This is a genomic window from Streptomyces sp. NPDC126510 (genome assembly GCF_040302345.1).
Taxonomy (GTDB): Bacteria; Actinomycetota; Actinomycetes; order Streptomycetales; family Streptomycetaceae; genus Streptomyces.
In genome coordinates this window covers 74,079-92,060 of record NZ_JBEORR010000011.1, presented here as the reverse complement: position 1 = coordinate 92,060, position 17,982 = coordinate 74,079, and the positions used below count along the sequence as shown (strand labels likewise).

14 protein-coding genes are annotated in these 17,982 nt (G+C 72.0%); 1 reads left to right on the top strand and 13 read right to left on the bottom strand.

Annotation, left to right across the window (positions count from 1 at the left end):
- Positions 1-52: 52 nt before the first annotated feature.
- The 13 genes from ABTX60_RS17550 to ABTX60_RS17490 all read right to left on the bottom strand — a co-directional run bounded on the left by ABTX60_RS17550 (position 53) and on the right by ABTX60_RS17490 (position 16,497).
- Entirely contained in the window at positions 53-2,362 is a 2,310-nt protein-coding gene (locus ABTX60_RS17550) for a HelD family protein (RefSeq protein ID WP_352097924.1), read from the bottom strand.
- A gap of 127 nt (positions 2,363-2,489) precedes the next feature.
- Positions 2,490-3,323: an anti-sigma factor family protein gene (locus tag ABTX60_RS17545; RefSeq protein ID WP_352097923.1), complete on the bottom strand. Its 834-nt coding sequence runs from the start codon at positions 3,321-3,323 to the stop codon at positions 2,490-2,492.
- Positions 3,323-3,844, bottom strand: a complete 522-nt coding sequence (locus ABTX60_RS17540; protein ID WP_010039908.1) for a sigma-70 family RNA polymerase sigma factor — start codon at positions 3,842-3,844, stop codon at positions 3,323-3,325. Before ABTX60_RS17540 ends, ABTX60_RS17545 begins: the two co-directional genes overlap by 1 nt.
- A 352-nt stretch (positions 3,845-4,196) precedes the next feature.
- Complete coding sequence (locus tag ABTX60_RS17535) at positions 4,197-4,790, bottom strand: CGNR zinc finger domain-containing protein (RefSeq protein ID WP_352097922.1); 594 nt, start codon at positions 4,788-4,790, stop codon at positions 4,197-4,199.
- 282 nt (positions 4,791-5,072) lie between these two features.
- On the bottom strand, positions 5,073-6,221 hold the full coding sequence (locus ABTX60_RS17530) for a uroporphyrinogen-III synthase (protein ID WP_352097921.1): 1,149 nt from the start codon (positions 6,219-6,221) through the stop codon (positions 5,073-5,075).
- 117 nt (positions 6,222-6,338) lie between these two features.
- Entirely contained in the window at positions 6,339-7,724 is a 1,386-nt protein-coding gene (locus tag ABTX60_RS17525; protein WP_352097920.1) for a nitrate/nitrite transporter, read from the bottom strand.
- Positions 7,725-7,880: 156 nt separating this feature from the next.
- On the bottom strand, positions 7,881-8,912 hold the full coding sequence (locus ABTX60_RS17520; protein WP_352097919.1) for a hypothetical protein: 1,032 nt from the start codon (positions 8,910-8,912) through the stop codon (positions 7,881-7,883).
- Positions 8,913-9,013: 101 nt separating this feature from the next.
- The gene (locus ABTX60_RS17515) at positions 9,014-10,300 is read right to left on the bottom strand and encodes an acyltransferase family protein (protein WP_352097918.1); all 1,287 of its coding nucleotides are present in this window, start codon (positions 10,298-10,300) and stop codon (positions 9,014-9,016) included.
- Positions 10,297-12,498, bottom strand: a complete 2,202-nt coding sequence (locus tag ABTX60_RS17510; protein ID WP_352097917.1) for a bifunctional polysaccharide deacetylase/glycosyltransferase family 2 protein — start codon at positions 12,496-12,498, stop codon at positions 10,297-10,299. Before ABTX60_RS17510 ends, ABTX60_RS17515 begins: the two co-directional genes overlap by 4 nt.
- Before the next feature lie 341 nt (positions 12,499-12,839).
- On the bottom strand, positions 12,840-13,859 hold the full coding sequence (locus ABTX60_RS17505) for a hypothetical protein (protein WP_352097916.1): 1,020 nt from the start codon (positions 13,857-13,859) through the stop codon (positions 12,840-12,842).
- 168 nt (positions 13,860-14,027) lie between these two features.
- Positions 14,028-14,993, bottom strand: a complete 966-nt coding sequence (locus tag ABTX60_RS17500; protein ID WP_352097915.1) for a LysR family transcriptional regulator — start codon at positions 14,991-14,993, stop codon at positions 14,028-14,030.
- 408 nt (positions 14,994-15,401) lie between these two features.
- Positions 15,402-16,238: a hypothetical protein gene (locus ABTX60_RS17495; RefSeq protein ID WP_352097914.1), complete on the bottom strand. Its 837-nt coding sequence runs from the start codon at positions 16,236-16,238 to the stop codon at positions 15,402-15,404.
- Between the two features lie 13 nt (positions 16,239-16,251).
- The gene (locus tag ABTX60_RS17490) at positions 16,252-16,497 is read right to left on the bottom strand and encodes a hypothetical protein (protein ID WP_053669824.1); all 246 of its coding nucleotides are present in this window, start codon (positions 16,495-16,497) and stop codon (positions 16,252-16,254) included.
- A gap of 249 nt (positions 16,498-16,746) precedes the next feature.
- Here ABTX60_RS17490 and ABTX60_RS17485 point away from each other — a divergent pair, with 249 nt between their 5' ends.
- On the top strand, positions 16,747-17,967 hold the full coding sequence (locus ABTX60_RS17485) for an MFS transporter (RefSeq protein ID WP_352097913.1): 1,221 nt from the start codon (positions 16,747-16,749) through the stop codon (positions 17,965-17,967).
- Positions 17,968-17,982 lie beyond the last annotated feature (15 nt).

Here is a 17,982-nt window from a genome sequence, read left to right as displayed (position 1 = left end):
CATTTCGCCTGCAAGTGGGTATCGGGCCTCAGTCCCCGAACACGACCGGGCCTCAGTCCCTGAGCAGATCCGGAACTCCCCCCGCGTCCGGCTCGTCCCGGTCGGCGGAGACGACCGTGAGCTGCTGGGTGGCCCGGGTCAGCGCGACGTAGAGGACGCGCAGTCCGGCCGGGGACTCGTCGGCGATCTCCGCCGGGGAGACCACGACCGTCGCGTCGTACTCCAGGCCCTTGGCCTCCAGGCTGCCGAGGGCCACCACCCGGTCGCCGAGACCGGCGAGCCAGCGGCGGGCCTCCTCGCGTCGCTGCATGGCGACGACCACGCCGACCGTGCCGTCGACGCGCTCCAGCAGCCGGGCGGCCTCGTCGCGGACGGTGGCGCCCAGCGTGTCCGCCACGACGGTGAAGCGGGGTTCGACGCCGGTGGAGCGGACCGCCTTCGGCGACAGGGAGCCGGGCATGGCGAGCGCGAGGACCTTGGAGGCCAGCTCGGCGATCTCGGCCGGGTTGCGGTAGTTCACCGTGAGTTCGAAGCGGCGGCGGGGTCGGGTGCCGAGGGCCTCGTCGCGGGCCTCGGCGGCCTCGTCCGGGTCGGACCAGGAGGACTGCGCCGGGTCGCCGACGACCGTCCAGGTGGCGTGCCGGCCGCGGCGGCCGACCATGCGCCACTGCATCGGAGTGAGGTCCTGGGCCTCGTCGACGATGACGTGGGCGTACTCGACGCGTTCCTGGGCGAGGCGTTCGGCGCGCTCGCGCTGCGACTCCTCGCGCACCGGCATCAGCTCCTCCAGGCCGGTGAGCTGGTCGAGCGGGTCGAGTTCGCGCTTCCTGCGGGGGCGGGCCGGGGCGCCCAGGACGGCCTGGAGCTCGTCGAGCAGGGCGATGTCGTGCACGGTGCGGCCCTCGCGCTTGAGCGAGCGGGCGACCTTGCGGACCTCGCCGGGGTTGAGGATGCGCCGGGCCCAGCGGCCGAGGCGGCGTTCGTCGGCCATGGCGACCAGGACGGCCGCCGGGGTCAGCTCCGGCCACCAGGCGTCGAGGAAGGCGATGAAGGCGTCCTCGGAGGTGATGTCCTCGTCGAAGGAGGAGCGCAGCTCGGCCGCGAGTTCGGGGTCGGAGTGCCGGCCGGCCGCGCCGGACCGCTCCCACAGGGCGTCCAGGAGGAGCTTGCGGGCGCGCGGGCGCAACAGGTTCACCGGGGCGGTGCCGCCGAGGGCCGCGCGGCGGATGCCGTCGAGCTGCCCGGCTTCCAGCTCCAGGCGGCGGCCGAAGGCGACCACGCGCAGCCGGGCCGGTGGGTCGTTCAGCTCCAGGGCGCCGCGCGCGGCCTTGCGCAGCACCTTGAGCATGCGGGAGGAGCCCTTGGCGCGGGCCACGGACGGGGAATCGTAGAGCGTGGCCTCGCTGCCCTCGACCAGGGAGCCGATGGCGCGGATGGCCACCTGGCCCTCCTCGCCGAGGGAGGGCAGCACGCCCTCGGTGTAGGCGACGAGCAGCGGGGTCGGCGAGACGATCAGGATGCCGCCCGCGTAGCGGCGCCGGTCCTGGTAGAGGAGGTAGGCGGCGCGGTGCAGGGCGACGGCGGTCTTGCCGGTGCCCGGGCCGCCCTCGACGTAGGTCACGGAGGCGGCCGGGGCGCGGATGACCAGGTCCTGCTCGGCCTGGATGGAGGCGACGATGTCGCGCATGGTGTGGCTGCGGGCCTGCCCGAGCGCGGCCATCAGGGCGCCGTCGCCGATGACGGGCAGCTCGTCGCCGTCGAGGTACGCCGTCAGCTCGGGGCGCATCAGGTCGTCCTCGACACCCAGGACCCGGCGGCCCTTGGAGCGGATGACGCGGCGGCGGACGACCCGGCCGGGGTCGACCGGTGTGGAGCGGTAGAAGGGGGCGGCGGCCGGGGCCCGCCAGTCGATGACCAGCGGCGCGTAGTCCCGGTCGAGGACCCCGATGCGGCCGATGTGCAGGGTCTCGGCGATCTCGGCGGTGTTGTCGGGGCGTACGGCGCCCTCCGCCGGCTCGATGGCGGTGTACGCCCCGTCGGGGCCCTTCTTGCCGTCCTTGCCGGTCAGCAGGTCGATGCGGCCGAAGAGGAAGTCCTCGAACTCGTTGTTCAGCCGGCTGAGGTGGATGCCCGCGCGGAAGACCTGCGCGTCCCGTTCGGCGAGTGCGCCGGGCGTGCCGACCTGGCCGCGCCGGGCCGCGTCCTGCATGAGGAACTCCGCCTCGTGGATCTTCTCCTCGAGACGCTGGTACACCCGGTCCAGGTGTTCCTGTTCGACGTGGATCTCCCGGTCACGAACCGAGTCGTGCACCGAGTCGTGCACCGAACCGACCGCGCCTTGTCTGTGAGCCTGAGCGGCCACCGGGCCCCCTTCTGACGTGCTGGGCAGCCGTCAACCGTACGCGAAGGGGACCCCTGGAAGCTACGGGCCGGCGGGCAGGCGCGGGACCTGTTGGCCCCAATGGCGCCTGCCGTACGGCCGAACAGTCCTACGCGTCGACCTCGACCAGCCGCTTGCCGTCGAAGGTGACGACCTCGAAGTGGTCGATCTCGTTCGGCTCGAAGGCGGCACCGCCCTGGACGTACAGGGGCTCCTTGGCCTTGGCGGACTTGGCGTCCGGGAGGCCGTAGCCCCACTCCGGGACGGACCAGGAGGACAGCGTCTCGCGCTCGCCGTTCTTGCCGACCGCGACGAGGGCGCACTTGAGCGGGCCCTTGACGTTCTTCAGCTCCAGGACCATGCCCGTGCCCCAGTCCTTCTTCTGGAGGGCGACGGTGGCGGAGACCTTGGTGTTCGGGTCGGTGGCGGTGATCTTGTCGGAGATGCCCTCGAAGGCGGCCTTCGCGGGGCTCGCCGCGAGCGGGCGGTTCTCCGCACCGCCGCTGCCGCCGTCGCCGCCGTTCGTCGCGACCGCGACGAACGGGCCGCCGATGATCAGCGCACCGGCCGCGGCCACCATGTAGAAGCTGCGGCGGCGCTTCTGGGCGCGGCGGTCGGCGACCTCGTCGACCAGCTTCTCCACCAGGCGCGGCCGGGGCTTCGCGGACAGGGACTCGCCGATCGCGGGTGTGCTGCCGGAGCCGGGCAGATCGGCGAGGGCGGCGAGCATCGGCTCCATGCCGGCCAGTTCGTCGAGCTGCTGGGCGCACCATTCGCAGGTGGCGAGGTGGGCCTCGAACGCGGTCGCTTCGGCGTCGTCGAGGATGCCGAGGGCGTAGGCGCCGACGGTCTCGTGCTCGTTCGGCACCGGAGATTCCTGCATGGGACCAGACATACCCATGCCTCCCGTACCGAACCCTTGGTTACCCCCGTAAACACTCATCACGCCGTCACCCCCCGCTCCTCCAGTGCCAGCTTCATCGAACGCAGGGCGTAGAACACCCTGGAGCGGACGGTGCCGCTGGGTATGCCCAGGGTCTCGGCCGCCTCATTGACGGTACGCCCCTTGAAATACGTCTCGACGAGCACCTCCCGGTGGGCGGGCGTCAGGTCGTCGAGTGCGTCCGAGAGAGTCATCAGCCACAGCGCCTTGTCGATCTCGTCCTCCGCGGGGATGACCTCCAGCGGCGACGGGTCGACCTCCTGCGGCCGGGCCTGCCGGCTGCGGTGGCCGTCGATGACGATGCGCCGGGCGACCGTCACCAGCCAGGGGCGTACCGATCCGGTCGCTCTGTTGAGCTGGCCGGCGTTCTTCCAGGCACGGATGAGCGTCTCCTGCACGACGTCCTCGGCGCGCTGCCGGTCTCCGGCGACCAGGCGCAGGACGTATGCCAGCAGGGGTCCGGCGTGTTCGCGATAGAGCGCACGCATCAGCTCCTCATCGGGTTCCGAGGGCTGGGACATGCGATGTCGGGCCCTCGGTGCTCGTTCATTGGCCACGACGGAATCCTTGCGCACGCCCACCTCCGATGTCCGGGGGTTCCCCCAGTCGGTCGCTCCACATGCCGTACGGACGCGAGCGGTTGGGCGTTCAAAGAGACCCGACAGATTTCTTCGAGATGACGTGACGAGCGGGACATGGAGTCACATTCCCACCCCGCGTTCTTTACATTTCCGCCACATCGACCAGATCAAGCCAGGCCTTCCCTACGGTGGCGTAGGTAAACGGCATGTAATCGAAATCACTTCGACGTCGCGGTCGCAGAAGTAGCATTTAGGACAGGGGAATTGAGTGCACGGACCACTCAATTCCGTTTCACGCGCGGGAGAGTGCCGCGCGGCGGCGATGCCGGGCGACGCGTTCGCGGTTCCCGCACACCTCACTGGAGCACCAGCGCCTCCTGCGTCCGCGGGAGGTGTCGAGGTACACGATGGGGCAGTTGTCCCCTTCGCACTGGCGCAGGGCCGCGCGGGCGACGGGGTCGGTCAGCAGGTCCACGGCGTCCCGGGCGACGGCCGCGAGCAGCGCGGCGCAGCCGGGCGGGCCGTCCAGCCGTCGCAGCAGCCGGCCGTCCTCGCCGCGGACCGCGCGGGGTGCCGGGGGCGCGGTGCGGGCCAGGTCGTTCACGCGGGCGAGGGCGAGGTCGTACGTCGCGACTTGGGGTCTCGGCCGACGACGCACCAACCGGTCGACCTGGGCGCGCAGTTCGCGGAAGGCGAGCAGCCAGCCGGTGTCGGCGTGGGCCAGAACGGTGTCCGCCGGGACGAGCCCCGAGCCGGTGATCCAGGCGCGCAGCACGTCCACGGAGTCGAGCCGCTCCTCGGGGTGCGTGGTGGTCAGCAGGTCCAGGCAGATCCGCCCGGTGTCGAAGCGCAGCTCGTTGGAGGCCGTGGCCGTGCTCAGTGCCATGTGCCTGTCACCGCCTAGGGTTCACCCCGGTCGCGAGGGCTCCGGTGAGACGCGTGAGACGCCGGACGAGAGGGCCGGTGGACCGCTCCCCCCTACAGTGCCTGCCCGCCACGACGCCGGAAACCCCTCGCGCACGCCTTGCCGCGGCAGACGGCCGAAACGGCACAGGCGTTCAGGCCGAGCGGGGCGGCCCACCGGCCGGGACGGCCCGCCGGCCTCGCGTACCAGCGGCTGAACCGAGGGGCGGTGATTGTCGTGATCCGGCTCAACTCCCGGGCGCGTTCAGGCGTCCGCGTACTTCGTTTCCACACTCGGGTCCAGGGCCAGGCGGTAGCCCCGCTTGACCACCGTCTGGATCAGCTTGGGAGTGCCGAGGGCCGTGCGCAGACGGGCCATGGCGGTCTCCACCGCGTGTTCGTCGCGGCCGGAGCCGGGAAGGGCGCGCAGCAGGTCCGCGCGGGCGACGACCCAGCCGGGGCGGCGGGAAAGGGCGCGCAGGAGGGCCATGCCCGCGGGCGGGACGGGCTTGAGGTCACCGTCGACCACGACGGCGTGGCCGCGGATCTCCATCCGGTGACCGGCGACGGGCAGCGAGCGGGCCCGCGCGGGCAGTTCCTGGCAGAGGAGCTGGACCAGGGGGCCGAGCCGGAAGCGTTCGGGCTGGATCGTGTCGATGCCGTGGGACTGCAGGGGCACCGCGGTGACCGGGCCCACGCAGGCCGGCAGGACGTCGTGGCTCAGAGCCGCCAGCACCTCGTCGAGCAGCCCGCGGTCCTTCGCCCGGGAGAGGAGGGAGGCCGCGGCCGGGGCACTGGTGAAGGTGACCGCGTCCAGGGCGCGGGCGACCGTCGCGTCGAGCATACGGTCGACCGGGGTGATGTCCTCCGGCGGCATCCAGCGGTAGACGGGCACCCCGACCACCTCGGCCCCGCCCTCCCGCAGCGCCTCCACGAACCCGGGCAGCGGCTCACCGTGCAGCTGGATCGCGATCCGCAGCCCCTCGACCCCTTCCTCCAGGAGCCGGTCCAGCACCTCCGCCATGGACTCCGACGACGGCGACCACTCCTCGGTCAGCCCGGCCGCCCTGACCGCGCCCTTGACCTTCGGCCCGCGCGCCAGGATCCGTACGCCGCCCAGCCGCGACAGCAACTCCTCCCCCAGCCCCCAGCCGTCGGCGGCCTCGACCCAGCCCCGGAAGCCGATCGCGGTCGTGGCCACGACGATGTCCGGCACCTGCTCGATGATGTCCTTCGTCGCCGCCAGCAGCTCGCTGTCGTCGGCGAGCGGCACGATCCGCAGAGCAGGGGCGTGCAGGACGGCGGCACCGCGTCGCTGCAGCAGCACCCCGAGCTCGTCGGCCCGGCGCGCTGCCGTCACACCGACGGTGAAACCCGCCAGGGGCCCGTGGTCCGGTCGCTGTTCTTCGTACATGGCTCTCGTCCCGCACTCGAGTCGTCGTACTTCGTGGGTACGGCGTACCTACATGCCGATCGAGCCTGTCAACGGCTCGTGACAGGCTCGGATCGGCGTGATGTCGCTGGTGTTACGTCACACGTCCGCGTAGCTGAGCTGCGGCTTCGCCTCCGAGGCCGTCGTGCTGACGGGTACCCGGGGAGCCGTACGGCGAAGGTATACGGCCCAGGTGACCACGAAGCACACCGCGTAGAAGGCGAGGAAGGCGACGAACGCCCCGGTGCCCGAACCGTAGGAGAGGAAGGACTGGCGGAAGGCGAGGTTGATGCCGACACCGCCGAGCGCGCCCACCGCGCCGATCAGACCCATGGAGGCCCCGGACAGCCGCCGCCCGTACGCCGCGGCCTCCTCGCCCTCCAAACCCTTGGCCAGGGCCTTGTTCTGGAAGATGCCCGGGATCATCTTGAACGTCGAGCCGTTGCCGAGGCCACTGAGCACGAACAGCACCACGAACGCCCCGGTGAACAGTGCCAGCGACTTCTCCATGGAGGCGCCGATCAGGACCGCCGTGGCGGCGCCCATGGCGACGTAGTTCCACAGGCTGATCTTCGCCCCGCCGTACTTGTCGGCCATCCAGCCGCCCAGGGGCCGGATCAGCGAGCCGAGGAGCGGGCCGATGAAGGTGACGTACGCCGCCTCCAGCGGGGTGCGTCCGAACTGGTTCTGGAGGACCTGGCCGAAGGCGAAGCTGTAGCCGATGAACGAACCGAACGTGCCGATGTAGAGGAAGGACATGATCCACGTGTGGGCGTCCCGCGCGGCGTCCTTGGCGGCACCGGTGTCGTTCTTCACGTGCTCGAGGTTGTCCATGAAGAGCGCGGCCATGACGGCGGCGACGAGGATCAGCGGGATGTAGATCCCGAGCAGCACACGCGGCCCGCCGCCGGCGCCGATGATCGCGAGAGCGGCCAGCTGGATCACCGGCACGCCGATGTTGCCGCCGCCCGCGTTCAGGCCGAGGGCCCAGCCCTTCTTCCGCAGCGGGAAGAAGGCGTTGATGTTGGTCATGGAGGAGGCGAAGTTGCCGCCGCCGACACCGGCGAGCAGGCCGACGAGCAGGAACGTGGAGAAGGAGGTTCCCGGCTCCATCACGGCGAACGCGGCGCAGGTCGGGATCAGCAGCAGGGCCGCGGAGATGATCGTCCAGTTCCGTCCGCCGAAGATCGCCACGGCGAAGGTGTAGGGGACGCGGACGACGGCGCCGACCAGCGTGACCATCGAGGTCAGCATGAACTTGTCGGCGGGGGTGAGCCCGTACTCCGGGCCCATGAACAGCACCAGCACGGACCACAGGGTCCAGATCGAGAAACCGATGTGCTCGGACAGTACGGAGAAGAAGAGGTTCCGGCGGGCGACCTTCTCCCCGGTCTCCTTCCAGAACGTCTCGTTCTCCGGGTCCCAGTGCCGGATCCAGCGTCCGCCCTTGCTCGGGGGTGCGGGTGCTGTGCCAGGACCTGTCATGACGCCTCCACTGTGCTCCGGGCTCGGTCGTACTTCGACTGACTGACCCCGAAGGTAGGGAGGGCGCGTTTCCTGCCTGTGGCACCCGGTGACCGCGAGGGAACTTTGCTCTCACCCCGGGCTCGGGCGGGATGAGAGGTTCCGGAAGGTTCCGTCTCAGTGCTGCGGGGGCTGCCCGTGGGGGTTCTGCTGCGGGTGGGGCTGGTGGTACGGCTGGGCGTACGGGCCGGGAGGCTGCGCACCGTAGGGGCCGGGCGCGGGCTGGGCCGGGTACGGGGCCTGCGCGGGCTGACCCGGGTACGGGGCCTGCGCGGGCTGACCCGGGTACGGGGCCTGCGCGGGCTGACCGGGGTACGGGGCTTGCCCGGGCTGGCCGCCGTAGGGAGCCTGAGCGGGCTGACCGCCGTAAGCGGCCTGAGCGGGCTGGCCGGGGTACGGGGCTTGCCCGGGCTGGGCGTACGGCCCGGGCGCCGGCTGGGCGTACGGTCCGGGCGTCTGCTGCCCGTAGGCCGCCGGCGCCCCCACCGCCGGACCCGACTGGCCCGGCACGGCCCCGTACGGACCGCTCGCGAACGGGTTGCCGTGCCCGGGCTGCTGCGCCCCCGGCGGCAGATACCGCAGCCGCCCGTTCTCGTCGTGCACCGGCGTGAAGCCCGCCGCCTGCAGCCGGGCCGCGAACTTGGCGTTGCGCTTGCGCGTCACCAGGAAACCGATGCCGAAGACCGCCATGAGCAGCAGCCACACCACACCGGCCGCGACGAAGTCGTCCGACTGACCACCGAACCGGAAGGCGAGGATCACACAGCCGACGGTGACGCCCAGGGCCCCGTACCCCATGCGCTTCTCGGCGCTCTTGCCGGTGAGGTCGAAGTTGATGCGGGCCTTGAGGAGTTCGAACGCGTCCGGCACGAGGGGCGGCAGGGACACGCCGTCGGCCGCATTGGGGTACTGCGCCCAGTTCTGCCCGGCCCGGGCCCGGGCCTGCGGGCTCGGGTCGGGCACGAGCAGCATGATGAGCGCGCCGTTGCGGCCGCTGCTCTGGCGGACGTCGGCGTACTCGTAGCCGAACTGCTGGGCCACGAAGGCCAGCCGGGCGAGTTTCTTCACGGACGCCATCGGGCTGGTCAGCTCGACCGGTTCCCCGCTCGCCATCAGCCGCAGCATCTTCTGTGTCTGCCGCTTGCTCATTCCACCGCTCCCCCGGGCCACCCGTTCACAGACGCAACTCGGGCAGTTTTGCACATCGGCGAAGCCCCGGGGAACGGGCCCTCCCCGCGCCGGCCCGCCCCCTACCGCCGGCGCCTCCGGCTGTTGCCCCGCCCGTTCGGCCACCACCGAGGCGATCGCTTCGCCGCGATGTCCTCGACCCAGCCGAACATGAGGATCGCCGCGCCGATCAGCGGCCAGACCAGGGCGAACATCCAGAGGGTGTACGTGCTGTCCAGGGCGGACACCGCGCTGTCGCTCTGGAGGAACGGCAGCTCGTACAACAGGTCGAGGATCGGGACCGTGGCCATGATGAGGAGGTTGTGCCAGAGGTAGATCGTGACGGCGCGGTTGTTGGAGAGGGTAACGAGCTTGTCCCACCTGGCCAGGCGGCCCGGGAGTTCGTTCCACGACGGGGAGTACTGGAGGAGGACGACCACGAAGCCGAAGGACCAGGCCGCCTGAGCCAGGGGGATGTCGTTGAGGTCCCAGCCGTCGGGGCCCAGATGACCCGAGGCCCACCACAGGCCGAAGGCCATGAGCAGGGCCGCGCAGGAGATCGCCAGGTAGCGGGGGATCCGCTTGAGCAGGCCCTCGTGGTGGGCGAAGCCCAGGACCCAGCAGCCGCCGTAGACCGCGAAGTCGGTCACCGCGTTGCCCGTCTCGCCGGGGATCTTCACCAGGCCCGTGCCGACGACCGCCGTGAGGCCCAGGGGTGCCAGCAGCGTCGGCCAGGGTGCCCGGCGGAACGCCCACAACAACAGCGGGGAGGCGATGACAAACCAGAGGTAAGCCCGCAGGTACCACAGCGGGCCGGCCGCCTGCACCGCCCAGGTCTCCTCCAGCAGGCCGGACTTGGCTCCGAGGTGCCAGGGGAAGGGCGGGGCGCCGACGGGGAAGAAGTAGTTGGCCAGATCGACGAGGCCCCAGGCACCGCCGTGGTCCGGGTCCTTCAGCGGATTCCAGCCGGCCGCGAACATCATCGCCAGCACCACCACGCCGAACACCCAGAGCGGGGGCAGGAGCCGGCGGATCCGGCCCCGGATCACACCGAGGGCCGGGCGGTCCAGCGAGCGCGCCATCAGGGAGCCCGCCAGCGCGAACATCACGCCCATCGACGGGAACAGCACCGTCAGCCACGCCCAGCCGAACAGGTGATAGACGACGACACGGACCAGGGCGATCGAGCGCAGCAGGTCGAGGTAGCGGTCACGGCCGCCGCCCTTGCGCGCCGACGCGGCGGGGGCGGTCGCGGTGGCGGTTCCGCCCGCCGGTGCGGGGTCCGTCGTGCGCTGCTGTGGCATGCCGTAGGACGCCCCCGGCATGCCGGACGCCGCCGACGACGTGTGAATCGGGTTTCCGTGGGTCATGCCACCGGCCTCCGCTCGGAACTGCTCTGGGACCGCTGGCGCTGCACGGGGCCGCCGCCGGGCGTGTCGACCACACCGGTGCGCCGCAGCTTCTGCCAGCGCAGCCGGCCGCCGGTGAGGGCGGTGATCCAGGACTGGAGCAGTACGACGTACATCAGCTGGCGGTACAGGATCTGCTGCAGAGGCAGCGAGACGAGGTGGGTCATGCGCTCGCGGTCGAGCCGGAAGGCGTAGGCCGCGCAGACCGCCTGGATCGCCAGGACGCCGAGCCACGCCATGATCGTCTTCTGGGTGGGGCCGAACACGAGGCCGTAGATGAGGAACACGTCGATCAGCGGGGCCAGCAGGGGCGCCAGGACCATGAAGAGGGACACCAGCGGCAGGCCGACGCGCCCGAAGCGGCCCGAAGGGCCCTTGTCCACCAGGGCCCGGCGGTGTTTCCAGATGGCCTGCATCGTGCCGTAGGACCAGCGGTAGCGCTGGGACCACAGCTGCTGGACCGTCTCCGGCGCCTCGGTCCAGGCACGGGCGTTCTCCGCGTAGACCACACGCCAGCCGTCGCGGTGCAGGGCCATGGTGATGTCGGTGTCCTCGGCGAGCGTGTCGTCACTCATGCCGCCGACCCGTTCCAGCGCGCTGCGGCGGAAGGCTCCGACCGCGCCGGGGATCGTCGGCATGCAGCGCAGTACGTCGTACATCCGGCGGTCGAGGTTGAAGCCCATCACGTATTCGATGTGCTGCCAGGCGCCGATGAGGGTGTCCTTGTTGCCGACCTTGGCGTTGCCCGCCACCGCGCCCACGCGCGGGTCGCCGAAGGGCTGCACCAGTTCGCGCACGGTGGACGGTTCGAAGACCGTGTCGCCGTCCATCATCACGATCAGGTCGTACCGGGCGTTGGCCACACCGCGGTTGAGCGCGGCCGGCTTGCCCGCGTTGAGCTGGCGAACGACCCGGACGTTCGGCAGGCCCATGGCCTCCACGATCCGTGACGTGCCGTCGGAGGAGCCGTCGTCGATGACGAGGACCTCGATGGGGTGGTCACTTTCGGCGAGGGAACGGACCGTGTTCTCGATGCATTTGGCCTCGTTGTACGCCGGGACGAGAACCGACACCGGTTCGGTCACCGGCGCTCCCCAGCGGAAACCGCGGCGGCGCACCCGGCGTGCGTGCACCCCGGACAGCAGCAGCATCAGCACGAAACGGCCGATGACGAGGGTGCCGACGACCGAGAGTCCGACGACCAGCCCGTCGGTGAGGTGCTCCGAGGCCTGGACCAGGAAGATCCACGCCGCGCCCTTCCACCGGTCGAGGCCGGTGACCCGGGAGTGCGCGCTCGGGGCGTCGAGGGCCTCGGTGAGGTTGTTGAACTCGTAGCCCCGCTCGCGCAGGTCGGGCAGCATGCGGTCCAGTGCCTCGACGGTCTGGTGGCGGTCGCCGCCGGAGTCGTGCATCAGGACGATCGCGCCCTTGCCGCCCTTGGGCGTGGCACGTCGGACGATCTCGGCGACGCCGGGCTTGCGCCAGTCCTCACTGTCGGTGTTGTTGACGACCGTGATGTAGCCGCGGGCGCCGATGTACTCGGTCACCGGCCAGGACCTGTTGTCCATGGCGTCGGAGAAGGAGGAGTACGGCGGCCGGAAGAGGGAGGTACGGATGCCCGCCGCGCCCGAGAGGGCGAGCTGGTTCTGGGACAGTTCCCAGTCGATGCGCTTCTTGGACTGGTAGGACAGGTCGGGGTGGTTGAAGGTGTGCAGACCGACCTCATGGCCTTCCTCGACCATACGCCGGACCAGGTCGGGGTAGCGCGAGGCCATGGTGCCGGTGACGAAGAAGACCGCGTGTGCGTCGTGCTTCTTCAGGACGTCCAGGACTTTCGGCGTCCAGATCGGGTCGGGGCCGTCGTCGAAGGTGAGCACCAGGTGGTGGTCGGGCACACGCAGGGTCTCGGTGCGGCCGCTGCGGGCATCGATGACGGGCCCGCCGCTCATGATCTTCTCCGGCACCCGATCGGTGGCGGCGGGCGGCCTGACCCGGTGGTCGGCGAGGATCTCGCTGTGCACGTATCCGCGCAGCATGAGCATCGCCCCCAGCGCGACGAGCACGAGCAGGGGCAGCAACAGACGCATGGGCAGGCGCCGGCGCCTGGAGCCGCCAGGGGCTCGGGACGCGGGCCCGGAACGGCGAGTACGGGATGCCATGAGTGGTGGTACTCCGGGTGGTGCGGGATGGGATGGCACGGGGACGGGGCGGGCGGACGGTGTGGCGGGAAGGGCCCGGCCGGGCGGGCGGTGCCGTCGCGGCTGCGCGAGGTCCTCGGGGGCCCGCCGCGTGAGCGGGGCGGGACCGACGGAACGGCTGATCGCGAGGTGGCCCCGGCCCGGAGGACTCGGGTTCCTCCGGGGCCGGCGGGATCCGATGGGAGAGGTGCGCCCGGCCGGAAGCGGTGGTGCGGCGCCCGGAGCGGCGGGCGCCGCACGTGCGACGCGGCCCGGGCGGCGACGCGGTTCAGGCGACGACGCGACCCGGGCGGCGACGCGGTCTAGGCGGCGGGCGTCTCGGCGGCGGGCTGCGGTTCGGCCGGGGCCTCCGCGACGGGCTGCGGCTCGGCCGGCCCTTCCGCGACGGTGCCACCGTCGCCGCCGGTGCCCGTGGTCTCGGTCGGCTGAGGGGTGGGCTCGCCCGTGGGTGTCGGGTCGGTGACCGGTGTGCTCGGCGGGTCCGCCGGTTCGGTCGGAGCCGGGTCGGTGGCCTTGGTGCCCGGTTTCGGGGTGGTCCGGGTCGCGGTCGGCGAGGGCTTGGCGGACGCGCCGGGGCGCGTGCCGGGGTCGGCGGTGGCAGCCGGCGCGGCGGCGCTGCGGCCGGGCGCGGGTGCGGTGGCGTCACCGGTCGCCGGGGTGCTGTTGGGCGCGGTGACGCCGGTGTCGGCGGTGTCTTCGGGCGGTGCCGACTCCGCGGTCAGCGGCGGGCTGTCGACCTGCCCGGCCGGCGGGTTGTCCTCCCTGGTCGGCACGGGCAGCCAGGGGGCGTTGGAGTTGCCCGACAGCAGCGTGGCGACGATGACGACGGCGTAGACCCCGCAGGCCAGGGCGACGGCCATGCCGATCCGGCGGTAGCGGCGGCTGCGGCGGCCGGACTCGTCGACGAAGACGGGCCGGTCCGCGGGGGCCTCGGCGCCCATGCCTTCCTTGACCTGGCGCAGGAAGCCGTCCCCGAGCTGCACGGCGTCGAGCTGAATGGTGACCTCGTGCGGATCGTGGCTCTGCCCGTCCGTGTCGCCGGCGTGTTCCGGCGGACCGGCCTCCTCCCGCTCCTGCCAGGGGTCGCGGACCGAGGTCCGCTTCCCCGGGGCAAACGAAACGGCCTCGCCGTCGCTCTGGCGGGGAATGCCGGCCAGTACCTCCGTCCCCGCGGGCAGCCGGTGGCCGGCCGTCCGGACGTCGTGACCGGGGAGGACCTGCGTGGCTCTCCGGTCCCGGACTCTTCCGTCAGACGGGAGTTCCCCGGTAGTTGTAGTGGCCTCGGGCCACTCGGGTTGGGCGTCTTCTCGCCACTCTTTCACGCGCACGCACTTCCCCCCACGGGATGGTTCAGGTGCGCTTGACGACCTGAGCACCCGCCGTCGGACCGGGCCCCCACCCGTTCGAACGCACCCCTATTACCACACCGTGCTCAGGCATTGAATGTAGCGCACGGGGAGGTTGTGTGTGAGCGCGGGCGTCGAATCGTGTCAGTCGTGAGACGCCATGAGGACATCTTCACCGGCCGGAATCCACCCTCCGGCGGGCCGCCGCAGCCACCCCTCCTCGGCGGCGAGCCGGGCCGCCGCCCGGCGCAGCGCGTCGAACGCGGGGTGGGTCAGGCCCTTGCGCCACACCAGGGAGACGGGGGACAGCGGGACCGGGTCGACCAGGGGCCTCACCACCATCGACGGCAGGGCCGGGAAGTCCACGACGGCCAGGATCGGGTTGCGTGTTCTGGCCATGATCCGCTGGAACTCCTCGTCTCCGACGGCCAGCGGCGCGGGTGGCGCGATATCGATGCCCCGGCCCTCGAACAGCAGGCGCGCGAGGCCGGTCCACTCGGGCGTGCGCGGATTGCCGGCACCCGCGTAGACGCTCTCACCGGCCAGCTCGGCCAGTGGCACGGACTCCAGGGCGGCGAGCCGGTGGTCCTCGGGCAGTACGACCGCCATCGGCTCGAACCGCACGGGCTGGTGGTCGAGTCCGGCCCGCAGTGCCGGGTCCAGTCCGGCGAACCGTCCGAACGACGCGTCCAGCCGGCCGGCGAGCAGTTCACCGGCGGCTCCGGTCAGGCCGCTCTCGTAACGGGCCATCAGCTCGTACCGGGGAGCGAGTTCACGCGCCTCGTGCAGGACGCGGCGCGGCGTGACCAGGCCCGGGGAGTTGAGGTCGACCAGCAGCGGCCTGGCCTGGCCGAAGGCGGCGAGCAGCTCGTCCTGCGCCTGGAGCACCCGGCGGGCGTACGGCAGCAGCCGCTCCCCGTCGGGGGTGAGCGTCACCTGCCGGGTGGTCCGCACGAACAACTCGGCCCCCACCTCCCGCTCCAGCCGCCGCACGTCCCGGCTGAGCGCCTGCTGAGCCACGTGCAACCGCACCGCGGCCCGGGTGAAGTGCAACTCCTCGGCCACGGTGACGAAGCCACGCAGCAGGCGAGGGTCGAGGTGTGCCGACATGCGGCGAACCTACAGCGACCCCGGGGTCGGGCAGACGGGGGCCCGGGGCTGCGGGAAGGCCGACGGCATGCGGGAGTCCGGGGCTGCGGGAAGGCCGACGGCATGCGGGGGTCCGGGGCTGCGGGAAGGCCGGCGGCATGCGGGAGTCCGGGGCTGCGGGAAGACCAGCGGCAGACGGGGGTCCGGGCCTACGGGAAGAGGCGGGGGTCCTGGGGATGCGGAAAAACCAGCGGCAGGCGGGGGGACGGGGGCTGCGCGAAGACCGGCGCAGGCGGGGGTCCTGGGCTGCCGGAAAACCGGCAGGCGGGGGTCCAGGGGCTGCGGGAAGCCGGCGGCAGGCGGGGGTGCGGGGCTGCGGGAAAACCGGCGGCAGGCCGGGGGTGCGGGGCCGACGGGGCGTCGGCCCGCTCAGGTGCCGGTGTTCCTTGCGGGGGTGCCGCCCTGGCTCCTCCCGGGGTCCGCACCCGCCGGGGCTTCCGGCCCCGGCCGGCCCTCCGCGGCCGCCGCGGGCGGAGCCTGGCGCAGCCTGTGGCGCGGCACCGACCGCATCGGTGGCCTGGTCAGGGTGATCTGGCGGACCACCTGCTGGAAGCACGCCAGGGCCGCGAGACCGGGCAGGGCCGCCGCCGCGATGCCGAGGATGGTCCGGGGCGCCTGGACGACGCATAGCAGCACGGCGATGCAGGAGAAGACCAGGACCACGCACCAGGAGTGCACGGCACGGCGCTGGTGCAGCGCGGCCCGCAGGACGGACAGGGAGCCCACCAGCCAGGGCCCGTACACCAGCAGGGGCCACCAGGTGCGCAGCCCCCGCGCCGCGGGGGACACGGCGACCAGGCGCAACGGATCGTAGGCGACGACACCGCTCAGGAGGCTCACCGCGGAGGCGATGACGGCGGCCAGGGCCGCGACGAGGAGGCTCGTGGTGCGGAGCACGCCCGCGGCCTTGCGGGCCCGCACCTTGCGGTGCCGTCTCGGGACCTCCCGCACGGGCGGCAGTTCCTCGGTGATGTCCTGGAGGCGCCGCATATGGGTCACCGGTGCGGGGGACCGGGCCGGCTCCGCGGCGGGGGGCAGGTCCTCGTCACGGGGGGCGGGAATCCTCGCCTGCTCCCCGAGTGCTTCCTCGAGGATGAACGCGAGTTCCTCCGCGGGGTCCCAGGTCGGGTCCGGTGGGGTCAGGGGTGTGATGAAATCCCGGGCCGGAGCCCGATGCCGGCCGGTGCCCTCAACTTTGTCGTACACGGCGCGCCCCCGCTTATTCCGCGAGAGCGAACGCGGGCCAATCCGTCGCACTGATCCACCGTCGGGCAAGATCCTTTTCCAGCGTGCTCATGGCGTCGATGAAGTCGCGCAGCACCGCCTCGGTCACCTGCAGCGTGACCGGGCAACCGCCTTTGGTGAGCGTCCCGTTGACTGTCGCCGACGAGTGTGCTGGAGCGGGAATGTAGGTGTACGGGCCGAGCGTTACCGCCCAGCCGTCTTTCCTGGTCGCCTCGGTCATGTACCGACTAACCGTCGGCCCACTACGGCGGATGCGCGGCAAACGAGTGAAGGAATTTCCCGAATGAGCATCTTTTCCATGCGCTATGAGGAGCATCACTAATCTCCATATCCCTGTATGAAAAACAGGGAGCGAACGCTTCCCGCCATGGTCTTTTCGGCCTCGTGCCGGGGATCCACAACCCAGGTGCGTGAGTGCGCACCGAACAGGTGTTGGACCTCCTGATCGCTCCCGGGCGACGGTGGGCGCATGTCCCGACTCTCCCCGTACCGCCGCCTGTTCCACCTGCCGGGCGCCCGCGCGTTCACCGCCGGGAACCTCATCGCCCGCCTGCCGATGGGCATGTTCAGTGTCAGCGCGGTCGTGATGATCGCCGGAACCCGGGGCTCGTACGCCCTTGCCGGTGCCGTCACCGCGACGGGACTCGCGGCGACCGCGCTGGCCGCGCCGTGGATCGCGCGGCTCGTCGACCGGTACGGCCAGGCCCGGGTGGCCCTGCCCGCCACGGTGATCGCCGTCCTCGGCTCCCTCTCCCTGCTGCTGTGCGTGCGCCACGGCGCCCCCGACTGGACCTTGTTCGCCTCCTACGCCGCCACTGCCACGACCCCCAACACCGGCGGCATGTCCCGGGCCCGCTGGGCGCATCTGCTGGCCGGCGACCCGAAGGCGCTGCACACCGCCAACTCCTTCGAGCAGGCGGCGGACGAGCTGTGCTTCATGCTGGGCCCGGTGCTCGCGGCCTTCCTGTGCGGGACGTTCTTCCCCGAGGCCGGCACATTGGCCGGCGCGGTCCTGCTGCTGACCGGCATGGTCCTGTTCACGAGCCGACGCGCGACGGAGCCCCCGGTCCACGCGCACATACCCGGCAAGGCGCCCCTGCGCGCCCCCGGAATCCCTCCGCTGCTCGCGGTCTGCCTGGCGATGGGCGGCGTCTTCGGCGCGACGGAGGTCGTCACGCTGGCCTTCGCCGACGCGCAGGGGCGGCAGCCGGCGGCCGGTGCCGTGCTCGCGCTGCAGGCCGCGGGGTCCTGCGCGGCGGGTCTGCTGTACGGGGCCGTGAAGCCCACCGGACCGGCCGCGGCCCGGCTGCCCCGGTGGGTGGCCGCGATGGCCGCGCTGCTGACCCTGCCCCTGCTGGCCGCGGCGCTCACCGGTTCGCTCCTGCTGCTGGCGGCCGCGCTGCTGGTCGCCGGGATGGCCACGGCCCCGACGATGGTGACCACCATGACGCTGGTCCAGGAGCGCACTCCCGAGGGCCGGCTGAACGAGGGCATGACCCTGGCGGTGACCGGCCTGCTCGGCGGCATCGCCTGCGGCAGCGCGATCGGCGGCTGGACGGTGGAGCACCTGTCGCCGACGGCGGGCTACGCGGTCCCGGTGACGGCGGCGGCCGTGGCACTGACCCTGTCCTTGGCCCTGTCCGCGCGCGCTGCTTCGAATCGCTTCACCAAGATTCTGACGCACCATTGACGCCCTTACGCGTCC

Coding starts and splice junctions, on each gene's coding strand:
- ABTX60_RS17545 (WP_352097923.1), bottom strand. CDS start 3,323: ATGAGTGTTTACGGGGGTAACCAAGGGTTCGGTACGGGAGGCATGGGT.
- ABTX60_RS17540 (WP_010039908.1), bottom strand. CDS start 3,844: ATGTCCCAGCCCTCGGAACCCGATGAGGAGCTGATGCGTGCGCTCTAT.
- ABTX60_RS17535 (WP_352097922.1), bottom strand. CDS start 4,790: ATGGCACTGAGCACGGCCACGGCCTCCAACGAGCTGCGCTTCGACACC.
- ABTX60_RS17530 (WP_352097921.1), bottom strand. CDS start 6,221: ATGTACGAAGAACAGCGACCGGACCACGGGCCCCTGGCGGGTTTCACC.
- ABTX60_RS17525 (WP_352097920.1), bottom strand. CDS start 7,724: ATGACAGGTCCTGGCACAGCACCCGCACCCCCGAGCAAGGGCGGACGC.
- ABTX60_RS17520 (WP_352097919.1), bottom strand. CDS start 8,912: ATGAGCAAGCGGCAGACACAGAAGATGCTGCGGCTGATGGCGAGCGGG.
- ABTX60_RS17515 (WP_352097918.1), bottom strand. CDS start 10,300: ATGACCCACGGAAACCCGATTCACACGTCGTCGGCGGCGTCCGGCATG.
- ABTX60_RS17510 (WP_352097917.1), bottom strand. CDS start 12,498: ATGGCATCCCGTACTCGCCGTTCCGGGCCCGCGTCCCGAGCCCCTGGC.
- ABTX60_RS17500 (WP_352097915.1), bottom strand. CDS start 14,993: ATGTCGGCACACCTCGACCCTCGCCTGCTGCGTGGCTTCGTCACCGTG.
- ABTX60_RS17490 (WP_053669824.1), bottom strand. CDS start 16,497: ATGACCGAGGCGACCAGGAAAGACGGCTGGGCGGTAACGCTCGGCCCG.
- ABTX60_RS17485 (WP_352097913.1), top strand. CDS start 16,747: ATGTCCCGACTCTCCCCGTACCGCCGCCTGTTCCACCTGCCGGGCGCC.